Source organism: Phyllobacterium sp. SYP-B3895 (genome assembly GCF_009647635.1).
Taxonomy (GTDB): Bacteria; Pseudomonadota; Alphaproteobacteria; order Rhizobiales; family Rhizobiaceae; genus Phyllobacterium; species Phyllobacterium pellucidum.
Map to the genome: position 1 here is coordinate 292003 of NZ_WJIG01000003.1, position 22291 is coordinate 314293.

Here is a 22291-nt window from a genome sequence, read left to right on the forward strand (position 1 = left end):
GCGTTATACATATGCGATTCCTGCTGCTGTGTAATGCATTGCCCGCCGGTTGCAAACAGGTTGCGATTTATCTCGTCCAGAAGCGACGGGTAAAGAGAATAACGACGGTGACGATTTCAAGCCGTCCTGCGAGCATTAGATAGCTCAGAACGAGCAGCGAGGGATCGCCGATTGTCGAGAAATTGCCGGCCGGGCCGATCGTTTCGCCAAATCCTGGGCCGACATTCGAAAGCGCAGTCAGGGCGCCGGTGAAAGCTGTCCCGAGATCATTGCCGAGCATGGCAAGGACCGTGGCGCCTGCGACGAGCGAGGCCATGTAGAGAAAGATGAACAGGAGGGCCGATTGTGCGACTTCGTCGGTGATTTCCGATTTTCCATAGCGCATCTTGACGATGGCGTTGGGCAGGATCAGGCGCGTCAGGCTCGCAGATGCCATCTGCCAGAGAATGATGAGGCGATTGATCTTGATGCCTCCGGAAGTCGATCCGGAGCAGCTGCCGATGAACGTCACGAGGAAGAATATGCCGAGCGCCTCTGCGCCCCAAAGCGTATAGTCTTCTGTCGCAAAGCCCGTCGTGGTGATCACGGAGACAAGGTTGAACGTTGCCGCGATGATCGCGTCAACAAGCCCTATGCCGGTTTCCAGCATCAGCCCAGTGGCAAGGATCGCACTGAAGCCGATAATGATGATGAAGAACAGCGTAACCTGCGGATCGCTCATCGATACTCGGCGTTGCGGCATCGCCGCCTTGATATAGATCACGAAGGGCAGGGCGCCGAGGATCATGAACACGGTGGCGATGATGAGGATGGCGCGGTTGTGCGCGTAGAAGCCGAGCGATGAATCGTGCGTCGAAAAGCCCGCCGTCGCAACGGTGGTCATGCCGTGATTAATGGCGTCGAACATGCCCATTCCGGCAACAAAATAGAGAATGGTGCAAATCAGCGTCAGGCTGACATAGGCGAGGACGATGCCGGTCGCGATCTGGTGGATACGCGGAAGTATCTTCTCCGACTTGTCCGAAGACTCCATGTGCAGCAGCTGGATGCCGCCGACGCGCAAGGACGGCAGCAGCAAAAGGCCGAGGCCAATGAAGCCGAGGCCGCCGAACCAGCACAGCATCGAGCGCCAGAGCAGGATACCGCGCGGCATCCTGTCGAGACCGGTCAGAACGGTGGCGCCGGTAGCCGTAATACCGGACATCGACTCGAAGAAGGCCTTGATGATGCTGATCGGCAGGGGCGAGAAGATGAAGGGCAGGGCGCCGAACACGGCCGCGCTAAGCCAGAGGGCGACAATCAGCAGGAATCCAAGCCGGGGCGTGAAGCGGATCTCGGGGTGATGGGTGGCAAGGCTGGTCAGCCAGCACAGGACAGCGGTAAGACCTGCTGCCTGGACGAAGACGAGCCAATCGCGACTGCCGGCCTTGAGGTCGATGAGGGCCGGTATGAGCATCGTCGCTGCCATGATGAGGCCGAACCGCGCGCATAGATTGATGATGGTGCGAAAAATGGCGTTGACCTCCATCCGTCAGAAATCGGTCGCTACGTTCTGGAAAGGGCGGTGGTCCGCATTTTTGACATCTTCAGTTTCATAACTGGTTCGCGCAGAGCGCACAATGGAACGAAGAGGCGGGAAAGGCAGCAGCAAGCTGTGGCTAACCTGCCTATGTTTTGCACAGACCTTGCAACACCGGGGGCTGAGCCACTACCTTATGGCGGTCGAACGCGAGCTGCGGCCCGCGCCAACTTTTGTGAGAAATGAATTTAAGGTCTTGTTATGTCGAAGCGCCATGTGCCCGTTCTCATTATCGGCTCCGGTCCCGCGGGTTACACCGCTGCGATCTACGCTGCTCGCGCTAATTTGAAACCGCTTATCGTGGCGGGCCTGCAGCAGGGCGGCCAGTTGATGATCACCACCGATGTCGAGAACTATCCGGGCTACGCCGATCCCGTTCAGGGACCCTGGATGATGGAACAGATGCGCATTCAGGCCGAACATGTCGGGGCCGAAATTGCACATGACATCATCACCGAGGTCGACTTGTCGGTGCGCCCCTTCCGGCTGGTCGGTGACGGTGGAACGCAATACACCTGCGATGCGCTGATCATTGCCACCGGCGCACAGGCGAAGTGGCTCGGAATTCCGACCGAACAGTCCTTCATGGGCTTTGGCGTTTCGGCCTGCGCCACCTGCGACGGATTCTTCTATCGCAACAAGGACGTGGTCGTCGTCGGCGGCGGCAATACTGCCGTCGAGGAAGCGCTCTACCTTGCCAATCTTGCAAAGTCGGTGACTATCGTTCACCGCCGCGACCAGTTCCGCGCCGAGAAAATCCTGCAGGATCGCCTGTTCAGCAAAGAGAATGTAACGGTCATCTGGGACAATGTCATCGACGAGATCACGGGCACCGAAGCCAAGACGCCGCTGCCGGCATCTGTCTCGGGCGTGCGCCTGAAGAATATCAAGACTGGCGAAACCACTGATCTTGAGACGGATGGCGTCTTCGTTGCCATCGGCCACGCGCCGGCCGTCGAGCTCTTCAAGGGCAAGCTCAAGCACAAGCCGAACGGCTATCTTTGGACGGCGGCGGATTCCACGGCAACCGATGTTGCGGGCGTCTTTGCTGCCGGCGATGTCACGGACGACATCTACCGTCAGGCGGTAACTGCAGCAGGCATGGGTTGCATGGCAGCACTTGAAGCCGAACGCTGGTTGGCCGCCCAGGAACCAGTACGCGAAGCTGCTGAATAAGAATGGCCGCCGCGCACCGCGCCTGATGGCTCGCGGGGCTGCGGCGGAATGTTGAGTGGCCCAACCCCAGACAATCAAACATGATTTTGGGGGCAATGGGTCAAATGGAGCTGGCCGCGATGGCGCGGCCGGAGTGGGGAGAAAACTGCGCGATGTCGCTTGATTGGGACAAGTTGCGAATATTTCATGCTGCGGCAGAAGCTGGGTCGTTCACCCATGCTGCCGAGACGTTGCACCTGTCGCAATCGGCTATTTCCCGTCAAGTCAGCGCCCTGGAGCAGGATGTCGGCGTGCCGCTGTTCCACAGGCACGCGCGGGGTCTCATCCTGACCGAACAGGGCGAGGTACTTTATCGCACCGCCCACGAAGTTCTCATGAAGCTTGAAAACGTCAGGTCGCGGCTCACCGAAAGCAAGGACAGGCCTTCCGGAAAGCTGCGTGTGACGACGACGGTCGGCCTCGGTTCGGGCTGGCTTATCGAGCGCGTTCAGGAGTTCATCGAACTCTATCCTGAAGTCCAGTTGCAACTGCTCCTCGACAATGAGGAACTCGATCTGACGATGCGCCATGCCGATTGCGCCATTCGCCTGCGCCAGCCGCAACAGCCGGATCTTATCCAGCGCCGCCTCTTTACCGTGCACATGCACGTCTATGCGGCGCCGGGCTATATTGCCAAATATGGCAAGATCGAAAGCATCGACGAAATCGATTCGCATCGCATCATCAGCTTCGGCGAACCCGCGCCCTCCTACCTCACCAATCTGAACTGGCTGGAGGTCATCGGCCGATCGGATGGGAACCTCAGGCCGGCGGTACTGCAGATCAACAACCTTTTGTCGATCAAGCGTGCCATCCAGAAAGGCGTCGGCATCGGTGTATTGCCGGACTATATGGTGGAGAAGGACTCGACCCTTGTTCGGCTTCTGCCCGAGATGGAATTGCCGTCCTTCGATACGTTCTTCTGCTATCCGGAGGGCATCAAGAACGCCGCAAAGCTGCATGTTTTCCGCGATTTCCTGTTTTCCAAGGCGCGCACCTGGGCGTATTAGACTATCCTTTCTTCGCAGGCGAATTATAGTCCGCCGTGAGGCACCTTCGAACGGACCGGCCATTGCGCCGGCACGGTGTGTCATGCCTGCAGTTGCTCGCATATCGATTGCGTTTCTGAGTCTGCTCTTGGCCTCTGGTCACAGCGATGCGGAAACACAAACGCCGATCGCCTCGGCCAATTTCGATTTCGTCGATACGTCCGGTGAGCCCCGGGACCAATCCGCTGATCATCAGAGGCGGCTCCGGGAGCTTGCCGACTATCTGCGCCAGCAACTGGCGGAGCAAGGCAAGTTCAAGCTGGTGCCGCTGCCATGCCAGGACGACCAATGCACGGCGACCGACCCGGGATTTGCAGCGCTCTCGGCAATGGCGAGGCAGAACGGCGCGACCTATGTCGTCATTGGCGCCGTGCAGAAAACCAGCACGCTCATCGGCTGGCTGCGATACTCGGTGCTGGACGTGCGGGACAGCCGTGCCGTCTGCGGCGACTTCATCACCTATCGCGGCGATACCGACGAAGCATGGCGGCGCGCTGCGAAGTTTTCGGCGGGACAAATCGTTCGGCATTGCGATTTCAATATGCAAAAATGATGAATTCTTAAGCGGATTGGCGCGCTATGCATCAGATGCATGGGTGCAATGCACAATTGGATGTTGCGAGAAAGGGCCAAAACCTTCATATCCACATCACTTGCCGGTGCGTCTCCTCCTCCCATTGCGCGCCCGCAAGTGTTCCCCTCTGGAGGTTTCAGCCGGAAACGGCACCTTCAAAACTTAAGGCCGGGCATTTGTCCGGCCTCTTTTCTTTTCAGGGGTACGCTTTTTAGCGATAGAGTTCTTCGCCCTCGATCCCCGCATATAATCCAGCCACCTGTTCGCCATATCCGTTGAACAGCAACGTCGGCACAGTCTCGCCCGTGTGCAACACGCGCTCCTGCGCCTGGCTCCAGCGCGGGTGCGCGACATCCGGATTGACGTTGGCCCAGAATCCATATTCGTTCGAGGCGAGCCCTTCCCAGAAGCTTACCGGCTGCTTGTCGGTGAAGCTGATCTTGCGGATCGATTTGACGGATTTGAATCCGTATTTCCACGGCAGGGCAAGGCGAAGCGGCGCGCCAAACTGGTTGAGGAGCGGCTTGCCATAGGCGCCCGTGACCATGAAGGCGAGTTCGTTGGCCGCCTCCGCCATGGTTACCCCCTCCACATAGGGCCAGGTATACAGGAAGCCATTCTGGCCGCTCGCCATCGCCGGATCGTAGAATGTCTCGAACCGAATATATTTCGCCGAGGCGGTCGGCTTTGCCAGTTCCACAAGCTTAGCCAGCGAGAAGCCGGTCCAGGGTATGGTCATCGACCACGCCTGGACGCAGCGGTGCCGGTAGAGGCGCTCCTCCAGCGGCATTTTTGCCTCAAGTTCGGCAAAGGCGATGGTGAAGGGGTTTTCCACCATGCCGCCGATTTCAATGTCCCATGGATTGGTGACGAGGGTCTGCGCCTCGGTCCATATGTCCTTATCGCCACCGAACTCATAGAAGTTATTATACTTCGAATTGATCTCTTCCGGCGTCAGGCTGCGGTCGAGTTTATAGGCCGTATTCTGTTTCGCGGGGTAGAGCGCCGGGTTGCCGGCGGGAAGGGTTGCAGCCCGCAAGGCTTTCGGCAGGCTCGCGCTCGCGGCAAGCACCAGTGCCCCGAGGCCCCAGGCCTTCAAAATGTCCCTGCGATCGAGAAATGCCCTTTCAGGGGTCGCCAAGGCGTCGGAAATCGCCCAGTTGGGCTTGCGAATTATTACGGCCATGACCACTCCGTTGTGCCGGTTTGCGGTGTGCAAAATAGCCAGTAATCGCAGGCCGTTCTCACACAATGGCGTGATTGGAACACGTTTGCTAAAAGGCTCAAATTAAGTTACAACAATGTTGCAACCGGGACATTTCATATGCGCAGTTCGCTTCGAAAGATGGGCAATTCTTCAGGGATTATCATACCAAAACCGTTCCTGGTCGAGATTGGATCGAAACCGGGTGATGAGGTTGATCTTGTGGTGGAGGACGGACGTATAGTCATTTCTCCGGTACCTGGCACGCCGCGCGCGCGCTGGGCCGAGGATGCGAAACGGGTCGCTGCTGCAGGAGATGATGAACTTCTGTGGCCGGAGTTTCCCAATGAAGCTGATGGCGAGCTTAAATGGTAAGTCGCGGCGACGTCTGGCTCATCAATCTTGATCCGACGATTGGCAGCGAAATCAAGAAAACCCGCCCTTGTCTCATTATCTCGCCGCCGGAAATGCACGACCACCTGCGGACGGTCATAGCGGCGCCCATGACGACCGGGAGCCGTCCGGCCGGATTTCGTATTGCCGTAACCTTTCAAGGCAAGGATGGCCTTGTCCTCCTTGACCAGCTTCGCACGATCGATAAGCAGCGGCTGGTAAAGAAGCTGGGTGGCGTATCACCGAACACGCTGACGGCTACGCTGAGCACGTTGTGCACAATGTTCCAGGAGTGAAAGAGGGCCCTGTGGCCCTCCTCATTTCATCAATCAGCGAAGGCTGGCGCAGAATCGCTGAATGCGCTTGCCGGCCTCTTCGAGGTTGGCGTCGGAGGTTGCATAGGAAATGCGGAAGTTCGGGCCGAGCCCGAATGCCGAGCCATGTACGGCGGCGACAGCTTCGGTCGCCAGCAGTTCGCTGACGAAATCCTCGTCGGTTTCGATGACCTTGCCCGACGGCGCGGTCTTGCCGATTGCGGCCGCGCAGGACGGATAGACGTAGAATGCGCCTTCGGGTTTCGGGCATTCGAGGAGCTTGGTCTGGTTCAGCATCGAGACGATCAGATCGCGACGCCCTTCGAAGGCCTTCTTGAACACCGGCAAATGTTCTTGCGTTCCATCGAGCGCTTCCACGGCCGCCCACTGTGAAATGGAACTCGTCCCGGAGGTCTGCTGGCCCTGGACCATGTCCATGGCCTTGATCAGTTCGAGCGGGCCGGCGGCGTAGCCGATGCGCCAGCCGGTCATGGCATAGGCTTTCGAAACGCCATTCATCGTCAGGGTGCGGTTGTAGAGGTTCGGCTCGACCTGCGCCGGCGTGACAAACTTGAAGTCGCCATAGGTCAGGTGCTCGTACATGTCGTCGGTCAGCACCCAGACATGCGGATGGCGCATCAACACATCCGTCAGCTTCTTCATTTCGTCCCACGTATAGGCCGCGCCCGAGGGGTTCGAAGGCGAATTCATGATGATCCACTTGGTCTTCGGCGTGATCGCACGCTCGAGATCCTCGGGCTGCAACTTGAATTCGTTCTTCTGCAGCGCGGAGACGATCACGGGGGTGCCGCCGCACAGCGCCACCATTTCCGGGTAGCTTACCCAATAGGGCGCAACGCAGATCACTTCATCGCCTGGATTGAGCGTCGCAAGCAGCGCGTTATAGATGACGTGCTTGCCGCCGGTGCTGACGATAACCTGGTTGGCTTTGTACTCGAGTTCGTTCTCGCGCTTGAATTTGCGCACGATCGCTTCACGCAGCTGCGGTATGCCCGCGACAGGCGTATATTTGGTTTCGCCGCGGCGGATGGCGGCAATTGCGGCTTCCTTGACATTATCGGGCGTATCGAAGTCCGGCTCGCCGACCGATAGCGAAATGACATCACGGCCCTCGGCTTTCAGATCGCGCGCTTTCTGGGTGATCGCAATGGTTGCGGAAGTCTTCACACGGGAAAGGGCGTCTGCGAGGAATGCCATTTTGTCGTTCTCCAGAAACGAGGGTTGATAACCGCCGGGCGGTTGCGGGGTTCGTATGTCGCAATGGAGGGCGAATCGCAAGCAAAAGCATGCCCTGAAGGCTTTTCATCGCGCACTTTCTATGCAGGGTGTGACATCGAACTGACGAAGCATCAGCTTCGCTTGTCCCATCCTTCAAGCAAAATGATTGGACATTGCGCGAAGGAGCGAAAATATTCGCCTGCCACAGGAGACCAGCCATATGCCGAAACTCTATTCACAGCCCGAATCCGGAAACTGCTACAAGCCACGGCTTTTGATGGCGAAATTGGCGATGCCGTTCGAGCATATCCATGTGTCTTCCGTCGATGGTTCAACGCGCAAGCCTGAATATCTGGCAAAAAATCCGAATGGAAAGGTGCCCCTGCTCGAACTCGACGACGGGCGGCTCCTCGCAGAATCAAACGCAATCCTGCTGCACCTTGGCGAAGGCAGCCGCTTCATTCCCGAGGACCCCTACGAGCGGGCGCTGATGTATCAGTGGCTGTTCTTCGAGCAGTATACGCATGAACCGAACATCGCCGTGCGAAAGGCCTTGTTCGTCTATCCGGAACGGGCCAAGGAGGCGACGCCCGAGCGGCTCGCGGCAACGCTCGAAGGTGGAAACAAGGCGCTCCTCGTTATGGAAACGCAGCTTCAAAAAACGCCATATCTGGTGGGCAGCAGCATGAGTCTCGCGGACATCGCCCTCTACGCCTATACACACGAAGCCAATCGCGGCGGCTACGATCTTTCAGCCTACCCGTCGATTGCAAAATGGCTGAGCCGGGTTGCTGCAGACGAAGGACACGTGCCAATCACGTGGATCCCGTAGGGACTATCCCACTCGCCGAAGTCATTTGATCTCGCGGTCTGCGCCGGTCATGCCCGGAAGGCGGCTCGCCAAAGCGTCGACGAGGACGCGCAGGCGGGCGGGCATGAAGGGCGCGGTCGGCCATACGGCGAATGTGTCGAAGATCAGAGGCTCAAGCCCGGTCAACACCTGGACCAGACGGCCTGCGTGAATGTGTTCGCGGATTAGCCAGCACGGCGACCATACGAGGCCAAGACCGCTCGCGGCAGCGTCCGCCGCAGCCTCAAGATCGTCAACGATGAGCAAACTTCGCGTCGGGGCAGCGAAGGTGCCGCCGCGCCCGTCAGGGAACAGCCAGGGGCGGGCATTGCCGTCGCGGCCATAGGTGATGGCATCGTGTGCAGCGATGTCATCGAGTGTGCCCGGTGTTCCGCGCGCGGCGAGGTAGTCCGGCGACGCGCAGATGGCCATGCGCTGGCGGGCGATACGGCGCGCGCTCAATCCAGCCCTGTCCGGAAGCACGGTGTTGCGCACGATCAAGTCGTAACCCTCTTCGATAAGGTCCACGGTCCGGTCGGTGAAGGAGACGTCGAACCGCAGTCGCGGATATTGCCGGGCGAGATCGAAGACGACCGGCGCCACGCAGCGCCTGCCGAAGATTGCCGGCACGCTGATCCGCATGCGGCCGGCTGGCTCGGCCATTTCCGAAGTCAGAGCAAATTCGGCCGCCTCGACTTCAGCGAGGACGCGCAGCGAGCGCTCGTAAAAGGCGTGCCCCTCTGCAGTCAGCGCAAATGCCCGGGTTGTGCGATGGCAGAGCCTGACGCCAAGCCGCTGCTCAAGGCGTGCCACGGTCTTGCCCACCGCAGACCTCGACATGTGCAGACGTTCGGCGGCTGCCGAGAATCCGCCCGCGTCGACAACTGCAACAAATTCCTGAATGCCGGCGAGTTTGTTCAAAGTCCTCGATCCTCATTGTAGACAACAGGGATACAATATTGATGCTCATTGGCGCAACTGTTGTGTGCTTGGCGCATATATGGTCGACACCTCAACCCGGAGGCGGGTGCCATAGAAAAGGTATATCCATGACAATGACGATGCGACGCTGGCAATTGACCGCGGCCGGCAGGGAAAATCTAACACTGGCGGAGGTACCGGTTCCGCAACCAGGGCCCGGCGAAATATTGATCAAGGTCTTCGCCGCGTCGTTGAACTATCGAGACAAACTCCTCATCGATGACGGTTTCGGCTTGCCCGAGCCGCTGACGGAACCGGTGGTTCCTGCTTCCGATCTTTCCGGCATCGTCGCCGGGGTCGGCGACGGCGTGACGCGCTTTGCCGTGGGCGACAGCGTCATCTCCACGTTTATTCCCGATTGGATCGATGGCGACGGCCCCGGTACCGCGAGACAGCCCAACGGGCGCACGCTCGGGGGCACGGTGCAGGGCGTCCTTTCGGAGTATGTCGTTCTCCACGAAGACTGGGCGGTGCGAGGCCCTGCCACCCTTACGCACAGCGAGGCCAGCACGCTGCCCTGCGCCGGACTGACCGCGTGGACGGCGCTTGTGGAGCGTGGATGGTTGCGGGCGGGACAGAGGGTCCTCATTATCGGCACCGGCGGCGTTTCGCTGTTCGGCCTTCAAATCGGCCTGATGCACGGGGCCGAAATCATCGTCGTTTCAGGCGACGACAAGAAGCTGGCTCGCGCGAGCGAACTCGGCGCCCGCCACGGCATTAACCGCAACAAAGAGGATTGGGTTGCCGCCGTTCATCGCCTGACGCGCGATCACGGCGCCGATCATATTCTCGAAACCGTGGGCGGCGCCCATCTTGGCAAATCGCTGGAGGCTGCCGCAGTCGCGGGGCGCATCTCCCTTATCGGCATTCTCGAAGGGCTGGATGTGTCCGGGAGCTTTGGCGCATTCGCCCGCAAGCGACTGATCGTCGAAGGTATTCAGGTCGGCCATCGGCGGGGACTTGAAGATCTCGCAAGAGCCTATGACGTTTCAGGCCTGAAGCCGATCATCGAGGCCAGCTACAAGTTGGCTGAACTCAACGCGGCGCTTGATCATCTTGATCGGGGACCGTTTGGTAAAGTTGTTGTTGAACTCGCTTAGAAGTTGAGTCCGGCGGGCCGACGAATCTCTTGATAAAAAACGAAAAAGGCGGGGTGAACCCGCCTTTCTCAATTCTGTGCTTCAGAAATCGAACGATTCCCGGTTTGCGGCATCAACCCGCGACGCTGAGGTTGTCAGCGGACGACTTGCCCGAACGACGGTCCTGAACGATCTCGTAGTTGACCTTCTGACCGTCATTGAGGCCGCGCAGACCTGCGCGTTCAACAGCGGAAATATGGACGAATACGTCGGCACCACCGGTATCAGGCTGGATGAAACCGTAGCCCTTAGTGCTGTTGAACCATTTCACTGTTCCCGTAGCCATGGGAAATTCCTTTCAGATGTATAAGACAGGCAGCATGCACATATGCAGCCCAGGGAATCGAACCTATGCAATGGAGTTCATCAGGAAGCGCAACGGGTTACGCAGGTCGCAAAGTCACTCGACCGATAAAATCGATGACGGATACATATGACAGATTCCGGCCCAAAACAAGCCGGATTCAAAATGGCCTGCCATCGAGGTTACCGCGCAGCGCTTGCGCGCGTAAATTTTGCCCCTACATTCCGTCTTGCATTTCAGCGCATTATCCGACGTGTGTTAGAAGGTAGAACAAGGCCGACTCGCGGTCGCCCACAGGGGAAACTCATGGCGGAGCAGAAACCGAACCGATCCACGCCCACCTCCGTCGCGGGCGAAGTGGAAGCGGGTCTCTGGGCGCAGCTTCGCGTCATCGGCAATATCTACTGGATTTCGCCGGTTCGTAACCGCCTTATTCTCCTCATCCTCGGCGTTTTCGCCATTATCATCGTCACCTCGGCGGGGCAGGTCCTTCTCAACCGCTGGAACGTGCCGTTCTATGATGCCCTGTCGCGACGTGATTTTTCGGCGTTCGTCGATCAGCTTATGGTGTTCTTCGCCATTGCCTCGGTGCTGCTCGTGCTCAACGTGGCGCAGACCTGGCTCAATCAGATGGCGCGCCTCAAGCTGCGCGAGGGGCTGACGCGCGATCTCGTCGGCGAATGGCTGCAACCACGACGGGCATTCAAGCTCTCCAATTCCGGTCCAATCGGCGTCAATCCCGACCAGCGCCTGCATGAGGACGCCCGCCACCTCGCCGAAATGTCGACCGATCTCGGCTTCGGGCTGTTGCAGGCGTCGATATTGCTGATCAGCTTTGTCGGCGTGTTGTGGACGTTTTCCAGCGGCTTCGTCTTCAACGTGGCGGGCTACAGTTTTTCCATACCGGGCTACATGGTCTGGGCAGCATTTCTCTATGCCGGCATCGCTTCGTGGATCAGCTGGCTCGTCGGACGCCGGCTCATCCATCTCAATGCCGACCGATATCAGAAGGAATCCGAACTGCGCTTCTCGCTGATGCGGGTGAACGAACATATCGATGCGATTTCGCTCTATCGCGGTGAGGCCGACGAGAATCGCCGGCTCGGTTTCGATATCGACCGACTGCTTGGCGCAATCCGCCTGCTGGTCACCGCCTTGACCCAACTGACCTGGGTCACTTCCGGTTACGGCTGGATCACAATCGTTGCCCCGATCCTCGTTGCAGCGCCGGTCTACTTTGCCGGTAACCTGTCCTTTGGCGGCTTGATGGCTGCGATCGGGGCGTTCAACCAGGTGCACGACGCATTGAAATGGTTCGTCAACAATTTCGGCGCCATTGCCGATTGGCGCGCCACGCTTTTGCGCGTGACGTCATTCCGCCAGGCTGTCCAAGCGACCGACCTCATGAACAGTGTTGACCAGCGCATCAAATTCACCGAGACGGATTCCAACCAGATCGTCCTAGAATCGCTGAAAATCACCGCGCCCAGGGCAACGGTCCGGCTGAAGGAAAAGAAGGCGGTCGTCAAGGAAGGCGAGCGCGTCCTGATAACCAGTGAAGCGGGGATAGACAGGACATTGCTGTTCCGCGCCATTGCAGGCCTCTGGCCGTGGGGTGCCGGAACGGTCAGCCTGCCAGCCAACACCTCGATCCTCTATATGCCGCGTTCGCCCTATTTTCCGCCTGGAAGCCTGCGGGGAGCGATGTCGTATCCGCAAGGCGAGGAAGCATTTTCCGACGAGCAACTGGTATCGGCCCTTCATGAGCTCGGCCTGACCCGGCTTGAAACGATGCTTGATTTCCGCGCGCGCTGGGACCGGGAGCTCAGCGACGACGAACAGCAATCGCTGGCCTTCGCCCGCCTCAAACTGCACGAACCAAGCTGGGTGGTGATCGACGAGGCCCTCGACGCTATGGAACCTGCTGCGCATGAGCGGGTCATGAAGGTTTTGCGCAATCATCTCGCCAAATCGACCGTGGTGCATATCGGGCGGGAGGACAAGGACGAAAAGCTCTTCGCCAAGGTGCTGCATTTCGTCAGCGACCCCTCAGGCCACGGGCTCGAGAACGAAGGGATCGAAGGGGTGTAGTGGCTACCAGATTGTGGTGATGTGCGCGTATTCCTGAATTTTGCTGTCGGCTGTGACCAGCGGCGCGCTCAAGACATGACACGTGGCGACGATCATGCGGTCAGCCGGATCCTTGTGAAAGTCGCCGGGCAATGTCACCGATTTTACTCCGATCTCGCGATCTACGGCGACAAAGCGCATTCGCTCGATTCGCGCGACTGCGCTTAGCCAGGAATCGACATCCATCGAAAGCACCAACCGTCTTCGATCGACCAGCATGGCGATTTCCCACGCTGAGATGGCCGACACAATGATCTCGCCACTCACTTGCTGCTCTTGGATCACGTTTCGCGCTGCCCTGCTCAAGGCGGGATCGCCGCTCACCCACCAGACCAGGACATGTGTGTCCAGTACGATCACTGCGCCTCGGCCCAGTCATCGTCGCCGACCGGGTCGGTTGGCTTGTCATACTGAATGACCGAGCCACGCAACACGTCCATTGCGCTGCGTTCGGTTCCGTCGCGATAAGGTCGCACTTCGAGCACCGGCTTGCCGTGGTCGGTCACGACAAGGCTAACGCCAGACGCTTCGACCTGCCGAAAATATTCAAGCGCCTTTGCCTTGAATTCGGATTTGGATACCTGTCTGCTCATATTTGTGACCATAGTCAGATGCCTATGGTCATTTTACTTTGTATTGTCCTACAAGGCAAGGCTGGTAGCGGTGCCGCCAGACCGGCCTAGACAGTCAAACGAAATAATCCTGCAGCGGCCTGACCTCAAGCGAACCCGCCTTCAATGCTGCGATTGCTTCGGCGACCGCATCGGCGCCCGAGAGGGTGGTGTAGTACGGCACCTTCTGCATCAGCGTTGCGCGGCGGAGGGACTTAGAGTCCGAGATCGCCTTGGCGCTGTCCGTGGTGTTGAAGACCAACTGGACCTGCCGGTTGCGGATGGCATCCTCGACATGCGGGCGGCCTTCCTGAACCTTGTTGATCTTTTGGGCCGCGACGCCGTTTTCCGAAAGGAAACGGGCGGTGCCGCCGGTCGCCATGATTTTGAAGCCGAGCCCCGAGAGACGCTTCACGGCCGAAAGTATACCCGGCTTGTCGTCGTCGCGGACAGAGACGAACAGCGTACCATCGCGCGGAAGATCGACGCCGGCGCCGAGCTGTGACTTGGCAAAGGCCAGCGCATAGTCATAGTCGAGGCCCATGACCTCACCGGTCGAGCGCATCTCCGGCCCAAGCAGCGTATCGACGCCGGGGAAGCGCGCGAACGGGAATACCGCTTCCTTGACGGCGATGTGCTTGCGGCCCGTCGTTGACGGCTTGCCGCCATAATTGGCAAGCGCCTGATCCAGCGTTTCGCCGGACATGATCCGTGCTGCGACCTTGGCAATTGGCGTTCCGATGGTCTTGGCGACGAAGGGCACTGTACGAGAGGCGCGGGGGTTCACTTCAAGCACATAGATCGTATTGTCCTTGATGGCGTATTGCACGTTCATCAGGCCGACGACATTGAGCGATTTGGCAAGCGCCGCCGTCTGCTTTTCGAGTTCGGCCACGGTTTCAGCGGAGAGCGAGTGGACGGGCAGGGAGCAGGCGCTGTCGCCGGAATGGATGCCGGCCTCCTCGATGTGCTCCATGATGCCGGAAACCCAGGTGTCCTTGCCGTCGCACAGGCAGTCGACATCGACCTCTATGGCCTCTGTCAGATAGCGGTCGAAAAGCAGCGGGTTTTTGCCGAGGAGCGTATTGATCTGCCCGGTTTTATCATTGGGATACTTCTGCTTGATTTCCTCAGGCACGAGTTCCGGAACCGTGTCGAGAAGGTAGCTCTGCAGCGACCGCTCGTCATGGATGATCTGCATGGCGCGTCCGCCGAGTACGTAGGATGGGCGTACCACAAGCGGGAAGCCGAGTTCGCCGGCAATGGTGCGGGCCTGCTCAACCGAATAGGCGATACCGTTTTTCGGCTGGGTCAAGTCAAGCTTGACGAGAAGCTTCTGGAAGCGGTCGCGGTCCTCTGCAAGGTCGATCGCGTCCGGCGACGTGCCGAGGATCGGGATGCCGGCCTTTTCCAGCGCATCGGCGAGCTTGAGAGGCGTCTGGCCACCGAACTGGACGATGACGCCATGGAGCGTGCCGGCGCTCTGTTCCGTGCGCAGGATTTCGAGAACGTCTTCAGCCGTCAAAGGTTCGAAGTAGAGCCGGTCCGAGGTGTCGTAGTCGGTCGAAACGGTCTCCGGGTTGCAATTGATCATGATGGCTTCGTAGCCGGCGTCGCGCAGTGCGAAAGCGGCGTGGCAGCAACAATAGTCGAATTCGATACCCTGGCCGATACGGTTCGGGCCGCCGCCGAGGATGACCACTTTCTTGCGATCGGAAACCTCGGCCTCCGAGGCGAGCGCGCCGGCGAAGGGTACTTCATAGGTCGAATACATGTAGGCGGTCGGCGAGGCGAACTCGGCAGCGCAGGTGTCGATGCGCTTGAAGACCGGATGAACGTCGAGATTGTTGCGAAGCTTGTTGACATCGGAGGCCTCGACCTTGGCGAGACTGGCGAGACGGGCATCGGAAAAGCCCATGCCCTTCAGCATGCGCAGGTTCTGCGCGTCCTGCGGCAGGCCATGCTCGCGCACCCGTTCTTCCGTGGCGATGATTTCAGCCATCTGTTCGAGGAACCACGGGTCGATCTTGCAGCCTTCGTGAACTTCCTCGACGGAAAGACCAAGCCGTAGCGCCTGCGCCACCATGCGCAGCCGGTCCGGCGTGGGCGTGCCGATGGCGGCGCGGATCGCATTGTTGTCGTTGCCCTCGCCGGTGCCGGGGATCGTAATTTCGTCGAGGCCGGTCAGACCGGTTTCAAGGCCGCGCAGCGCCTTCTGCAGCGATTCCTTGAAGGTGCGTCCGATCGCCATGACCTCGCCGACCGACTTCATTGCCGTCGTCAGGATCGGTTCGGCGCCAGGGAATTTTTCGAAGGCGAAGCGGGGGATCTTTGTGACGACATAATCGATCGACGGTTCAAACGATGCCGGCGTCGCGCCGCCGGTAATGTCGTTTTCGAGTTCGTCGAGCGTGTAGCCGACGGCGAGCTTGGCTGCGACCTTGGCAATGGGGAAGCCCGTCGCCTTCGACGCCAGCGCCGAGGAGCGCGACACGCGCGGGTTCATCTCGATGACGATCAGCCGCCCGTTTTCCGGGTTGACGGCGAACTGAACGTTCGAGCCGCCGGTCTCGACCCCGATCTCGCGCAGCACCGCGATGGAGGCGTTGCGCATGATCTGGTATTCCTTGTCGGTCAAGGTCAGAGCAGGGGCAACGGTGATCGAGTCGCCGGTATGGACGCCCATGGGATCGACGTTCTCGATCGAGCAGATGATGATGCAATTGTCCGCCTTGTCGCGAACAACCTCCATCTCGTACTCCTTCCAGCCGAGGACCGACTCCTCGATCAGCACCTCGGTCGTCGGCGAGGCATCGAGGCCGCTGCCGATGATTTCATAGAACTCGGTGCGGTTGTAGGCGATGCCGCCGCCGGTGCCGCCCATGGTAAAGGAAGGGCGGATGATTGCCGGGAGACCGACATGGTCGAGCGCGGCCCCGGCCATACCGAGTGCATGCGAGACATAGCGCTGCTTGCGGTCGCCTTCGCCGAGCTGCCATTCGGTCTCAAGCTTGTCGAGCGCCGCGTCGAGTTCCGCGCCGGAATATTTCGCTTTCACCGCCTCGCGCTGCTCCTGGTGCAGGCGGCGGTCATGATCCTTGACGTCCGTGGCATTGGCGAGCATGGAGCGCGGTGTTTCGAGGCCGATCTTGGCCATCGCCTCGCGGAAAAGCGCCCGGTCCTCGGCCTTGTCGATAGCGGCCGCATCGGCGCCGATCATCTCGACATTGTACCGGTCGAGAACGCCCATGCGGCGCAGCGAAAGCGCGGTATTGAGCGCGGTCTGGCCGCCCATGGTCGGCAGCAGCGCGTCCGGACGTTCCTTGGCGATGATCTTCGCGACGACTTCCGGGGTGATCGGCTCGATATAGGTGGCGTCGGCTAGTTCCGGATCGGTCATGATCGTTGCCGGATTGGAATTGACGAGGATGACCCGGTAGCCTTCTTCCTTCAGCGCCTTGCAGGCTTGCGTGCCGGAATAGTCAAACTCGCATGCCTGACCGATGATGATCGGGCCAGCGCCGATGATCAGAATAGATTTGATGTCGGTGCGTTTTGGCATGGTCGGTTCCTATCCATAGCGTGCTGCACAAAAAACCGCACGGGTTTCGACCGTACGGACAGACACTTAAGTTCCAGATGCGAGGCTAAGGCTGCCTTATAGGCAAAGGAATCGCATTACGTAACCCCAAAAACGCGGCATTTCATGCTTTTTCGCCGCAGTTTGGGGCTCGTTTGTGGCTCGGCCTTGCCGCTGCATCAATCGGTCATGAAAGTTGATTATGTGTGGCCGGCGCCCGTGCGTTGAAAAATAGCCGCATGCGTGAAACAAATATCGCACTATACTGTTGATAGTGCAGCATATCGGCCGGTTCGTCGGCTGGCTTTGGGGAGATGGACATGCGTTGGCAAGGCCGCAGGCAAAGTGACAATGTTGAGGATCAACGCGGCGAGGGCGACGGCGGCTTTCCCGGAGGCATCGGGCGCGGCGGGTTTCGATTGCCGACAGGCGGCGGTTTCAGCACGGCGCGCGGCGGCGGCTTTTCAGGCATCGTCATCCTCGCAGCAATTTTCCTGTTTCTGAAGTTCTGCACCAATATCGATCCCATGCAGATCCTCGTCGGTTCCGGCGAAGATGGCGGATCGCTTTCGCCGAGCCAGACCCAGTTGCCCTCGGGCGGCGACACGTCTGTCAAGAGCAATGACGAGATGACCCAGTTCGTCCGGACGATCCTTGCCGAGACCGAGGACGTCTGGAGCGGCATCTTCCAGGCCGAGGGCCAGACCTATCCGGCGCCCACTATGGTGCTCTTCAACGGGCAGGTGCGGTCCGCCTGCGGTTTCGCCAGCGCAGCGTCCGGGCCGTTCTATTGCCCCGGTGATCGCAAGCTCTACATCGATCTGAGTTTCTATGACGAACTTGACAAGAAGTTCGGCGCATCGGGCGACTTCGCCCAGGCCTACGTGCTTGCCCACGAAGTCGGCCACCATGTGCAGAACCTGATCGGCGTGCTGCCCAAGTTCAACCAGATGCGGCAGAACATGAGCGAGGCAGATGCCAATGCCATGTCTGTTCGCGTCGAGCTCCAGGCCGACTGTTTCGCCGGCATCTGGGGTCACTTCACCGAGCAGAAGGGCATTCTCGAAACAGGCGATCTGGAAGAGGCATTGAATGCCGCACAGAAGATCGGCGACGATACGCTGCAGCGGAAAATGCAGGGTTATGTCGTGCCGGAGAGCTTCAACCATGGCACCTCGCAGCAACGTGCGACCTGGTTCAAGCGCGGATTCGACAGCGGCAAGCTCGATAGCTGCGATACGTTCAATAGCAAGATCTGATGTGGCCGGTTGCCTCCCGTGACGGGAGGCACTCCGCTAGATGGCTTCTTGCTCGCTGACCAGGTCAAGGCCGAGCGCATGGGCGACGGCCGCTCTAGAGTGGATCGTCGTCGAGTCGAATGCCGGCAGGGCCAGATTATCGTCGGTAAGCGACAGGCATATTTCCGTGCAGCCAAGAATGACGCAATCGGCGCCGGCTTCCTTGCCGCGCTGAACGATCTTTTCGAGCGCATGGCGGGAATCATCCTTGACGATGCCACAGCACAGTTCATCAAAGATCACAGAGTGAATCTTGGCGCGATCGATCTCGTTCGGCACCATGACCTCGATAGCAAAGTGATCGCGCATGAATTCGGCGTAGAAGCCGTGTTCCATCGTATAGCGGGTCGCGAGCAGCAGCGGCCGGCTTTTTCCTGCGGCAGCCAGCGCTTTCGCGGTTTCGGTGCGGATATCGATAAGCGGCACGCGAATAGAGGCTGCGACGGGTTCGGCGACGAGGTGCATGGTATTGGTGCAGATGAGCACACAATCAGCGCCGGCAGCTTCGAGGTGCTGGGCCGCACCGGAGAGGAGCACAGCGGCATCGTCCCAGCGATTGGCTTTCTGCAAGGCAACGACTTCCGAGAAGTCGAGCGACTGCATGGCAATCTTTGCCGAGACCAGCCCGCCAAGTCGCTCGCGGATCATCTCATTGATCTGGCGATAATAAACAGCGGTGCTTTCCCAGCTCATCCCGCCAATCAATCCGATAGTGCGCATACCATCCCCTTGCTTTGTGACTTGGGCAAAGGATAGTCGGGAACACGCGCAAAAGCTTCGCAAACTTGGCGCCTTTTGGTTGCGGCTTTGCAAAAAATCAGCGTATTATATGTCTAACGTGCAATAAATGGGCTCGGTTTAATCAATGTTCGACGATCGCGATCGGAAAATCCTTGATTTGCTGCAGAATGACGCGTCACTCGGCGTATCTGAACTTGCTGAACGGGTGAACCTTTCGGTATCGGCATGCTCGCGCCGCATCCAGCGCCTCGAAGAGGAGGGGTTCATCGCGCGACGCGTGGTCCTCCTTGATCGTCCGCTGATGGGATTGCCGACGACGATGTTCGTCATCGTCCGCACTGCACGCCATTCAGCCGAATGGCTCGAACAATTCCGCAAGGCGATCAACGACATTCCCGAAATCGTTGAGGTGCATCGCATGACCGGTACGATCGACTATATCCTGAAACTCGTCCTGCCACGCGTCGAGGCCTACGACGGCATCTATCGGACGCTGGTCGAAAGAGTCGAGTTCTTCGACCTTTCCGCTTCGGTTTCGATGGAGATCCTGAAGACTACAACTGCTGTGCCGACGCGTTACGTGCGCTAGCATTTGGCAGCAGTTGTCAGGAGCAAGCTCGCTTTCAGCCAGAAATCGATGGTATTTTGCGCCGTTTCCTGTTCATGTTCACGAATTGTTTCGCGCCTGACGACTGAAAATGCGCCCTTTCCGCCTCCGCTGCGCATATGAGGGCTGTTTGTGAGTTTTCCAATGATCGACCCGGTCCTTGCCAAACGCGGCCTCATTCTCGTTTTTACGATCCTCCTGCTCGACATCATCGGCATTGGGATCATCATTCCCGTTCTCCCCGAATATCTGGAAGAACTCACCGGCACGGATGTCGGACAGGCGGCAATCTACGGCGGCTGGCTGCTTTTCGTTTATGCGGGCATGCAGTTTGCATTTGCGCCGCTTATTGGAAATCTGAGCGACCGGTTCGGCCGCAGACCAATCCTGTTGATATCCATCATCACCTTCTCACTTGACAATCTGATCTGCGCGCTTGCACCCAACTTCGCCATTTTGTTGCTCGGACGGATTCTCGCGGGGATAAGCGGCGGCAGCTACGCGACGGCTTCGGCCTATATTGCCGATGTCAGCACCGACGAGAACCGCGCCCGAAATTTCGGCCTGCTCGGCATCGCCTTTGGCATTGGATTCATTCTCGGCCCGATCATAGGCGGCTTCCTCGGTGAATTCGGTCCGCGGGTTCCCTTCTTTGGCGCCGCAGCAATCTCATTCGTCAATTTCGTCGTTGCCTGGTTCATGCTGCCTGAAACACTCGCAATCAAGAACCGCCGGGCATTCGAGTGGAAGCGCGCCAATCCCATTGGCGCGCTGAGACAGATGCGCCAGCACAAGGGCATCCTCGCTATCGGACTTGCGTTTTTCATGCTTACGCTCGGGCATATGGCATACCCGTCGGTATGGGCCTATGTCGGAACTTTTCGCTATGGCTGGAGCGAGAGTGACATTGGCCTTTCGCTTGGCGTGTATGGCCTCTGCAGCGCCCTCGTTATGGGGCTGGTGTTGCCGCGCGTCGTCACGAAGTTCGGCGAGTGGCGAACCGCGGTCATTGGCCTGACCTTCGCCATGCTCGGCTTCTTCGGCTATGCGAGCGCCTGGCAGGGCTGGATGGTTTATGCGGTGATCATCGCGACCTGCCTGGAAGGTCTGGCCGACCCGGCCATGCGCAGCATCGCATCAGCCAAGGTGCCGGCCTCCGAACAGGGCGAACTCCAGGGCGCGATGACGAGCCTTTTCAGCATAACCAATATTATCGGGCCGCTGATCTTCACGCAGATTTTCGCGGTTTTCACTGCGGCGGATGCGCCGGTGAAATTTGCCGGCGCCGCCTACGTGCTTGGCGGTCTGTTCGTGCTCGTTGCCGTCATCGTTTTTGTCCTGCGCGTCGAAAAACCTTCGCCGGCAAAGGATGGCGCGCTTGCACCGGGCGCGCTTGCGCCCAACGAGGCACAGTAGCTCAGGCGAGGAGCCTTTGTTCGATCCGGATCATGGCGCGCTCGAAGACCGAAGCATCCCCACGGGCCCGGGCCAATACCAGCGCACCCTGGATGCCAGCTACGGACTCTTCAGCAAGATCTGCCGCATCCCCCGCACTGCAGCCATTTTTGACGAGGGCCGCGGCCAGTGACGCCTGCCAATCGGAAAAGTAGGCGCTGATCCGATTGCCGAACCGATCGCGGACGTTGTCGAGAGCAAATGCGCCGACAAGGCACACGCGCCGCCCCGAGTGAAAATATGCGGTCACGCTGCGGCACATTGCTTCGATAGCGGCGCGGGGATCAGCATCTTCCCGCAAGACCCGATAGATATTCGCCTCGAACCAGGCATCTATTTCGGCAAGGACCGCCGTTGCCATTTCCTCTTTGCCGCCAGGAAAGAAGTGGTAGAGGCTCCCCTTGCCGAGGCCGGTGCGCTCACCGATGATGGCAAGGCTTGCACCCTCGAAGCCATATTCACGGAAGATTTCGGCAAGAACTGGAACGACGTCGGCGCGTTCGGCAACGGATTTGGCCATAGCCTACAGACCGAGATCCGTTAGCCCCGGATGGTCCGCCGGGCGGGGTTTCGAGCGTTCCCAGAAAAACTTCCGTTCCGATTCCTTGATGGACAGGTCATTGATTGATGCGTAGCGTTCGCGCATCAGCCCGTTCTCGTCAAACTCCCAATTCTCGTTGCCATAGGCACGGAACCAGTTGCCCGAATCGTCGTGATATTCATAGGCGAAGCGAACGGCGATCCGGTTGTCTGTAAACGCCCAAAGCTCCTTGATCAGGCGATAATCAAGCTCGCGCACCCACTTTGCGGTAAGGAAGGCAACAATCTCTTCGCGCCCGCTGATGAAGGTGGAGCGATTGCGCCACGAACTGTCGAGCGTATATGCGAGGGAGACGCGCTGCGGATCGCGGCTATTCCAGCCGTCTTCCGCGACACGAACTTTTAAGATCGCTGTTTCGCGCGTGAAGGGCGGCAGCGGCGGACGTTGCTCTGACATGGTCGGTTCCCTTGTGTACCGAAAGGTAAAA

At 59.0% G+C, this 22291-nt stretch carries 22 protein-coding genes; 11 read left to right on the forward strand and 11 right to left on the reverse strand.

What is annotated here, in order from left to right; genetic code table 11:
• Window positions 1–67: 67 nt before the first annotated feature.
• Entirely contained in the window at window positions 68–1468 is a 1401-nt protein-coding gene (locus GF108_RS14005; protein WP_153668461.1) for a TrkH family potassium uptake protein, read from the reverse strand.
• A 312-nt stretch (window positions 1469–1780) separates the two neighbouring features.
• Here GF108_RS14005 and trxB point away from each other — a divergent pair, with 312 nt between their 5' ends.
• The 3 genes from trxB to GF108_RS14020 all read left to right on the forward strand — a co-directional run bounded on the left by trxB (window position 1781) and on the right by GF108_RS14020 (window position 4396).
• A complete protein-coding gene (trxB, locus tag GF108_RS14010; RefSeq protein WP_153668462.1) occupies window positions 1781–2755 on the forward strand; it encodes a thioredoxin-disulfide reductase in 975 nt (324 codons plus the stop codon).
• Window positions 2756–2907: 152 nt separating this feature from the next.
• Window positions 2908–3804 carry a LysR family transcriptional regulator gene (locus tag GF108_RS14015; protein ID WP_027233385.1) on the forward strand — a complete coding sequence of 299 codons (897 nt, stop codon included), beginning with the start codon at window positions 2908–2910 and terminating at the stop codon, window positions 3802–3804.
• A 127-nt stretch (window positions 3805–3931) separates the two neighbouring features.
• Window positions 3932–4396: a DUF2380 domain-containing protein gene (locus GF108_RS14020; protein WP_172982643.1), complete on the forward strand. Its 465-nt coding sequence runs from the start codon at window positions 3932–3934 to the stop codon at window positions 4394–4396.
• A 232-nt stretch (window positions 4397–4628) separates the two neighbouring features.
• Here the strand turns inward: GF108_RS14020 and msrP are convergent, their stop codons facing one another.
• Complete coding sequence (gene msrP / locus GF108_RS14025) at window positions 4629–5603, reverse strand: protein-methionine-sulfoxide reductase catalytic subunit MsrP (RefSeq protein WP_153668464.1); 975 nt, start codon at window positions 5601–5603, stop codon at window positions 4629–4631.
• Between the two features lie 138 nt (window positions 5604–5741).
• Here msrP and GF108_RS14030 point away from each other — a divergent pair, with 138 nt between their 5' ends.
• Both GF108_RS14030 and GF108_RS14035 read left to right on the forward strand, forming a co-directional pair.
• Window positions 5742–5996 (forward strand): AbrB/MazE/SpoVT family DNA-binding domain-containing protein, encoded by a 255-nt coding sequence (locus GF108_RS14030; RefSeq protein WP_153668465.1) that lies wholly within the window; start codon window positions 5742–5744, stop codon window positions 5994–5996.
• Window positions 5990–6310 carry a type II toxin-antitoxin system PemK/MazF family toxin gene (locus GF108_RS14035; RefSeq protein WP_153668466.1) on the forward strand — a complete coding sequence of 107 codons (321 nt, stop codon included), beginning with the start codon at window positions 5990–5992 and terminating at the stop codon, window positions 6308–6310. Before GF108_RS14030 ends, GF108_RS14035 begins: the two co-directional genes overlap by 7 nt.
• 33 nt (window positions 6311–6343) lie before the next feature.
• Here the strand turns inward: GF108_RS14035 and GF108_RS14040 are convergent, their stop codons facing one another.
• Entirely contained in the window at window positions 6344–7546 is a 1203-nt protein-coding gene (locus GF108_RS14040; RefSeq protein ID WP_091923786.1) for a pyridoxal phosphate-dependent aminotransferase, read from the reverse strand.
• 241 nt (window positions 7547–7787) lie between these two features.
• Between GF108_RS14040 and GF108_RS14045 the strand changes: the two genes are divergently transcribed.
• The gene (locus tag GF108_RS14045; protein WP_153668467.1) at window positions 7788–8399 is read left to right on the forward strand and encodes a glutathione S-transferase family protein; all 612 of its coding nucleotides are present in this window, start codon (window positions 7788–7790) and stop codon (window positions 8397–8399) included.
• Between the two features lie 21 nt (window positions 8400–8420).
• Here the strand turns inward: GF108_RS14045 and GF108_RS14050 are convergent, their stop codons facing one another.
• Window positions 8421–9338 (reverse strand): LysR family transcriptional regulator, encoded by a 918-nt coding sequence (locus GF108_RS14050; RefSeq protein ID WP_153668468.1) that lies wholly within the window; start codon window positions 9336–9338, stop codon window positions 8421–8423.
• A gap of 128 nt (window positions 9339–9466) precedes the next feature.
• On the opposite strand from GF108_RS14050, the gene GF108_RS14055 reads away from it, so the two are divergent.
• Window positions 9467–10498, forward strand: coding sequence for an NAD(P)-dependent alcohol dehydrogenase (locus GF108_RS14055; protein ID WP_153668469.1), 1032 nt, complete (start codon window positions 9467–9469; stop codon window positions 10496–10498).
• 112 nt (window positions 10499–10610) lie between these two features.
• Here GF108_RS14055 and GF108_RS14060 read toward each other — a convergent pair whose 3' ends face one another.
• Window positions 10611–10823: a cold-shock protein gene (locus GF108_RS14060; protein WP_027233379.1), complete on the reverse strand. Its 213-nt coding sequence runs from the start codon at window positions 10821–10823 to the stop codon at window positions 10611–10613.
• 324 nt (window positions 10824–11147) lie between these two features.
• Between GF108_RS14060 and GF108_RS14065 the strand changes: the two genes are divergently transcribed.
• Entirely contained in the window at window positions 11148–12932 is a 1785-nt protein-coding gene (locus tag GF108_RS14065; protein WP_153668470.1) for an ABC transporter ATP-binding protein/permease, read from the forward strand.
• Window positions 12933–12935: 3 nt separating this feature from the next.
• Here the strand turns inward: GF108_RS14065 and GF108_RS14070 are convergent, their stop codons facing one another.
• The 3 genes from GF108_RS14070 to carB form a co-directional block, all read right to left on the reverse strand.
• A complete protein-coding gene (locus GF108_RS14070; protein WP_370462171.1) occupies window positions 12936–13331 on the reverse strand; it encodes a type II toxin-antitoxin system VapC family toxin in 396 nt (131 codons plus the stop codon).
• Window positions 13328–13564 (reverse strand): type II toxin-antitoxin system Phd/YefM family antitoxin, encoded by a 237-nt coding sequence (locus GF108_RS14075; RefSeq protein WP_153668472.1) that lies wholly within the window; start codon window positions 13562–13564, stop codon window positions 13328–13330. Before GF108_RS14075 ends, GF108_RS14070 begins: the two co-directional genes overlap by 4 nt.
• A gap of 94 nt (window positions 13565–13658) precedes the next feature.
• Window positions 13659–17144 carry a carbamoyl-phosphate synthase large subunit gene (gene carB / locus GF108_RS14080; RefSeq protein ID WP_153668473.1) on the reverse strand — a complete coding sequence of 1162 codons (3486 nt, stop codon included), beginning with the start codon at window positions 17142–17144 and terminating at the stop codon, window positions 13659–13661.
• Between the two features lie 338 nt (window positions 17145–17482).
• Between carB and GF108_RS14085 the strand changes: the two genes are divergently transcribed.
• On the forward strand, window positions 17483–18421 hold the full coding sequence (locus GF108_RS14085) for a neutral zinc metallopeptidase (RefSeq protein WP_153668474.1): 939 nt from the start codon (window positions 17483–17485) through the stop codon (window positions 18419–18421).
• A 36-nt stretch (window positions 18422–18457) separates the two neighbouring features.
• Here the strand turns inward: GF108_RS14085 and GF108_RS14090 are convergent, their stop codons facing one another.
• Window positions 18458–19180, reverse strand: coding sequence for an aspartate/glutamate racemase family protein (locus tag GF108_RS14090; protein WP_153668475.1), 723 nt, complete (start codon window positions 19178–19180; stop codon window positions 18458–18460).
• A gap of 145 nt (window positions 19181–19325) precedes the next feature.
• On the opposite strand from GF108_RS14090, the gene GF108_RS14095 reads away from it, so the two are divergent.
• Both GF108_RS14095 and GF108_RS14100 read left to right on the forward strand, forming a co-directional pair.
• Window positions 19326–19790 carry an Lrp/AsnC family transcriptional regulator gene (locus GF108_RS14095; RefSeq protein ID WP_153668476.1) on the forward strand — a complete coding sequence of 155 codons (465 nt, stop codon included), beginning with the start codon at window positions 19326–19328 and terminating at the stop codon, window positions 19788–19790.
• Between the two features lie 162 nt (window positions 19791–19952).
• A complete protein-coding gene (locus GF108_RS14100; protein ID WP_153668477.1) occupies window positions 19953–21224 on the forward strand; it encodes a TCR/Tet family MFS transporter in 1272 nt (423 codons plus the stop codon).
• 1 nt (window position 21225) lies between these two features.
• Here the strand turns inward: GF108_RS14100 and GF108_RS14105 are convergent, their stop codons facing one another.
• Both GF108_RS14105 and GF108_RS14110 read right to left on the reverse strand, forming a co-directional pair.
• Entirely contained in the window at window positions 21226–21783 is a 558-nt protein-coding gene (locus GF108_RS14105; RefSeq protein WP_153668478.1) for a TetR/AcrR family transcriptional regulator, read from the reverse strand.
• Between the two features lie 3 nt (window positions 21784–21786).
• A complete protein-coding gene (locus GF108_RS14110) occupies window positions 21787–22260 on the reverse strand; it encodes a nuclear transport factor 2 family protein (protein ID WP_153668479.1) in 474 nt (157 codons plus the stop codon).
• Window positions 22261–22291: the final 31 nt, after the last annotated feature.

What these genes read in the sequence shown, in the direction of transcription:
- GF108_RS14005 (WP_153668461.1), bottom strand. Translation starts at nt 1,468, where the DNA reads ATGGCAGCGACGATGCTCATACCGGCCCTCATCGACCTCAAGGCCGGC.
- trxB (WP_153668462.1), top strand. Translation starts at nt 1,781, where the DNA reads ATGTCGAAGCGCCATGTGCCCGTTCTCATTATCGGCTCCGGTCCCGCG.
- GF108_RS14015 (WP_027233385.1), top strand. Translation starts at nt 2,908, where the DNA reads ATGTCGCTTGATTGGGACAAGTTGCGAATATTTCATGCTGCGGCAGAA.
- msrP (WP_153668464.1), bottom strand. Translation starts at nt 5,603, where the DNA reads ATGGCCGTAATAATTCGCAAGCCCAACTGGGCGATTTCCGACGCCTTG.
- GF108_RS14030 (WP_153668465.1), top strand. Translation starts at nt 5,742, where the DNA reads ATGCGCAGTTCGCTTCGAAAGATGGGCAATTCTTCAGGGATTATCATA.
- GF108_RS14035 (WP_153668466.1), top strand. Translation starts at nt 5,990, where the DNA reads ATGGTAAGTCGCGGCGACGTCTGGCTCATCAATCTTGATCCGACGATT.
- GF108_RS14040 (WP_091923786.1), bottom strand. Translation starts at nt 7,546, where the DNA reads ATGGCATTCCTCGCAGACGCCCTTTCCCGTGTGAAGACTTCCGCAACC.
- GF108_RS14045 (WP_153668467.1), top strand. Translation starts at nt 7,788, where the DNA reads ATGCCGAAACTCTATTCACAGCCCGAATCCGGAAACTGCTACAAGCCA.
- GF108_RS14055 (WP_153668469.1), top strand. Translation starts at nt 9,467, where the DNA reads ATGACAATGACGATGCGACGCTGGCAATTGACCGCGGCCGGCAGGGAA.
- GF108_RS14060 (WP_027233379.1), bottom strand. Translation starts at nt 10,823, where the DNA reads ATGGCTACGGGAACAGTGAAATGGTTCAACAGCACTAAGGGCTACGGT.
- GF108_RS14065 (WP_153668470.1), top strand. Translation starts at nt 11,148, where the DNA reads ATGGCGGAGCAGAAACCGAACCGATCCACGCCCACCTCCGTCGCGGGC.
- GF108_RS14075 (WP_153668472.1), bottom strand. Translation starts at nt 13,564, where the DNA reads ATGAGCAGACAGGTATCCAAATCCGAATTCAAGGCAAAGGCGCTTGAA.
- carB (WP_153668473.1), bottom strand. Translation starts at nt 17,144, where the DNA reads ATGCCAAAACGCACCGACATCAAATCTATTCTGATCATCGGCGCTGGC.
- GF108_RS14085 (WP_153668474.1), top strand. Translation starts at nt 17,483, where the DNA reads ATGCGTTGGCAAGGCCGCAGGCAAAGTGACAATGTTGAGGATCAACGC.
- GF108_RS14090 (WP_153668475.1), bottom strand. Translation starts at nt 19,180, where the DNA reads ATGCGCACTATCGGATTGATTGGCGGGATGAGCTGGGAAAGCACCGCT.
- GF108_RS14095 (WP_153668476.1), top strand. Translation starts at nt 19,326, where the DNA reads ATGTTCGACGATCGCGATCGGAAAATCCTTGATTTGCTGCAGAATGAC.
- GF108_RS14100 (WP_153668477.1), top strand. Translation starts at nt 19,953, where the DNA reads ATGATCGACCCGGTCCTTGCCAAACGCGGCCTCATTCTCGTTTTTACG.
- GF108_RS14105 (WP_153668478.1), bottom strand. Translation starts at nt 21,783, where the DNA reads ATGGCCAAATCCGTTGCCGAACGCGCCGACGTCGTTCCAGTTCTTGCC.
- GF108_RS14110 (WP_153668479.1), bottom strand. Translation starts at nt 22,260, where the DNA reads ATGTCAGAGCAACGTCCGCCGCTGCCGCCCTTCACGCGCGAAACAGCG.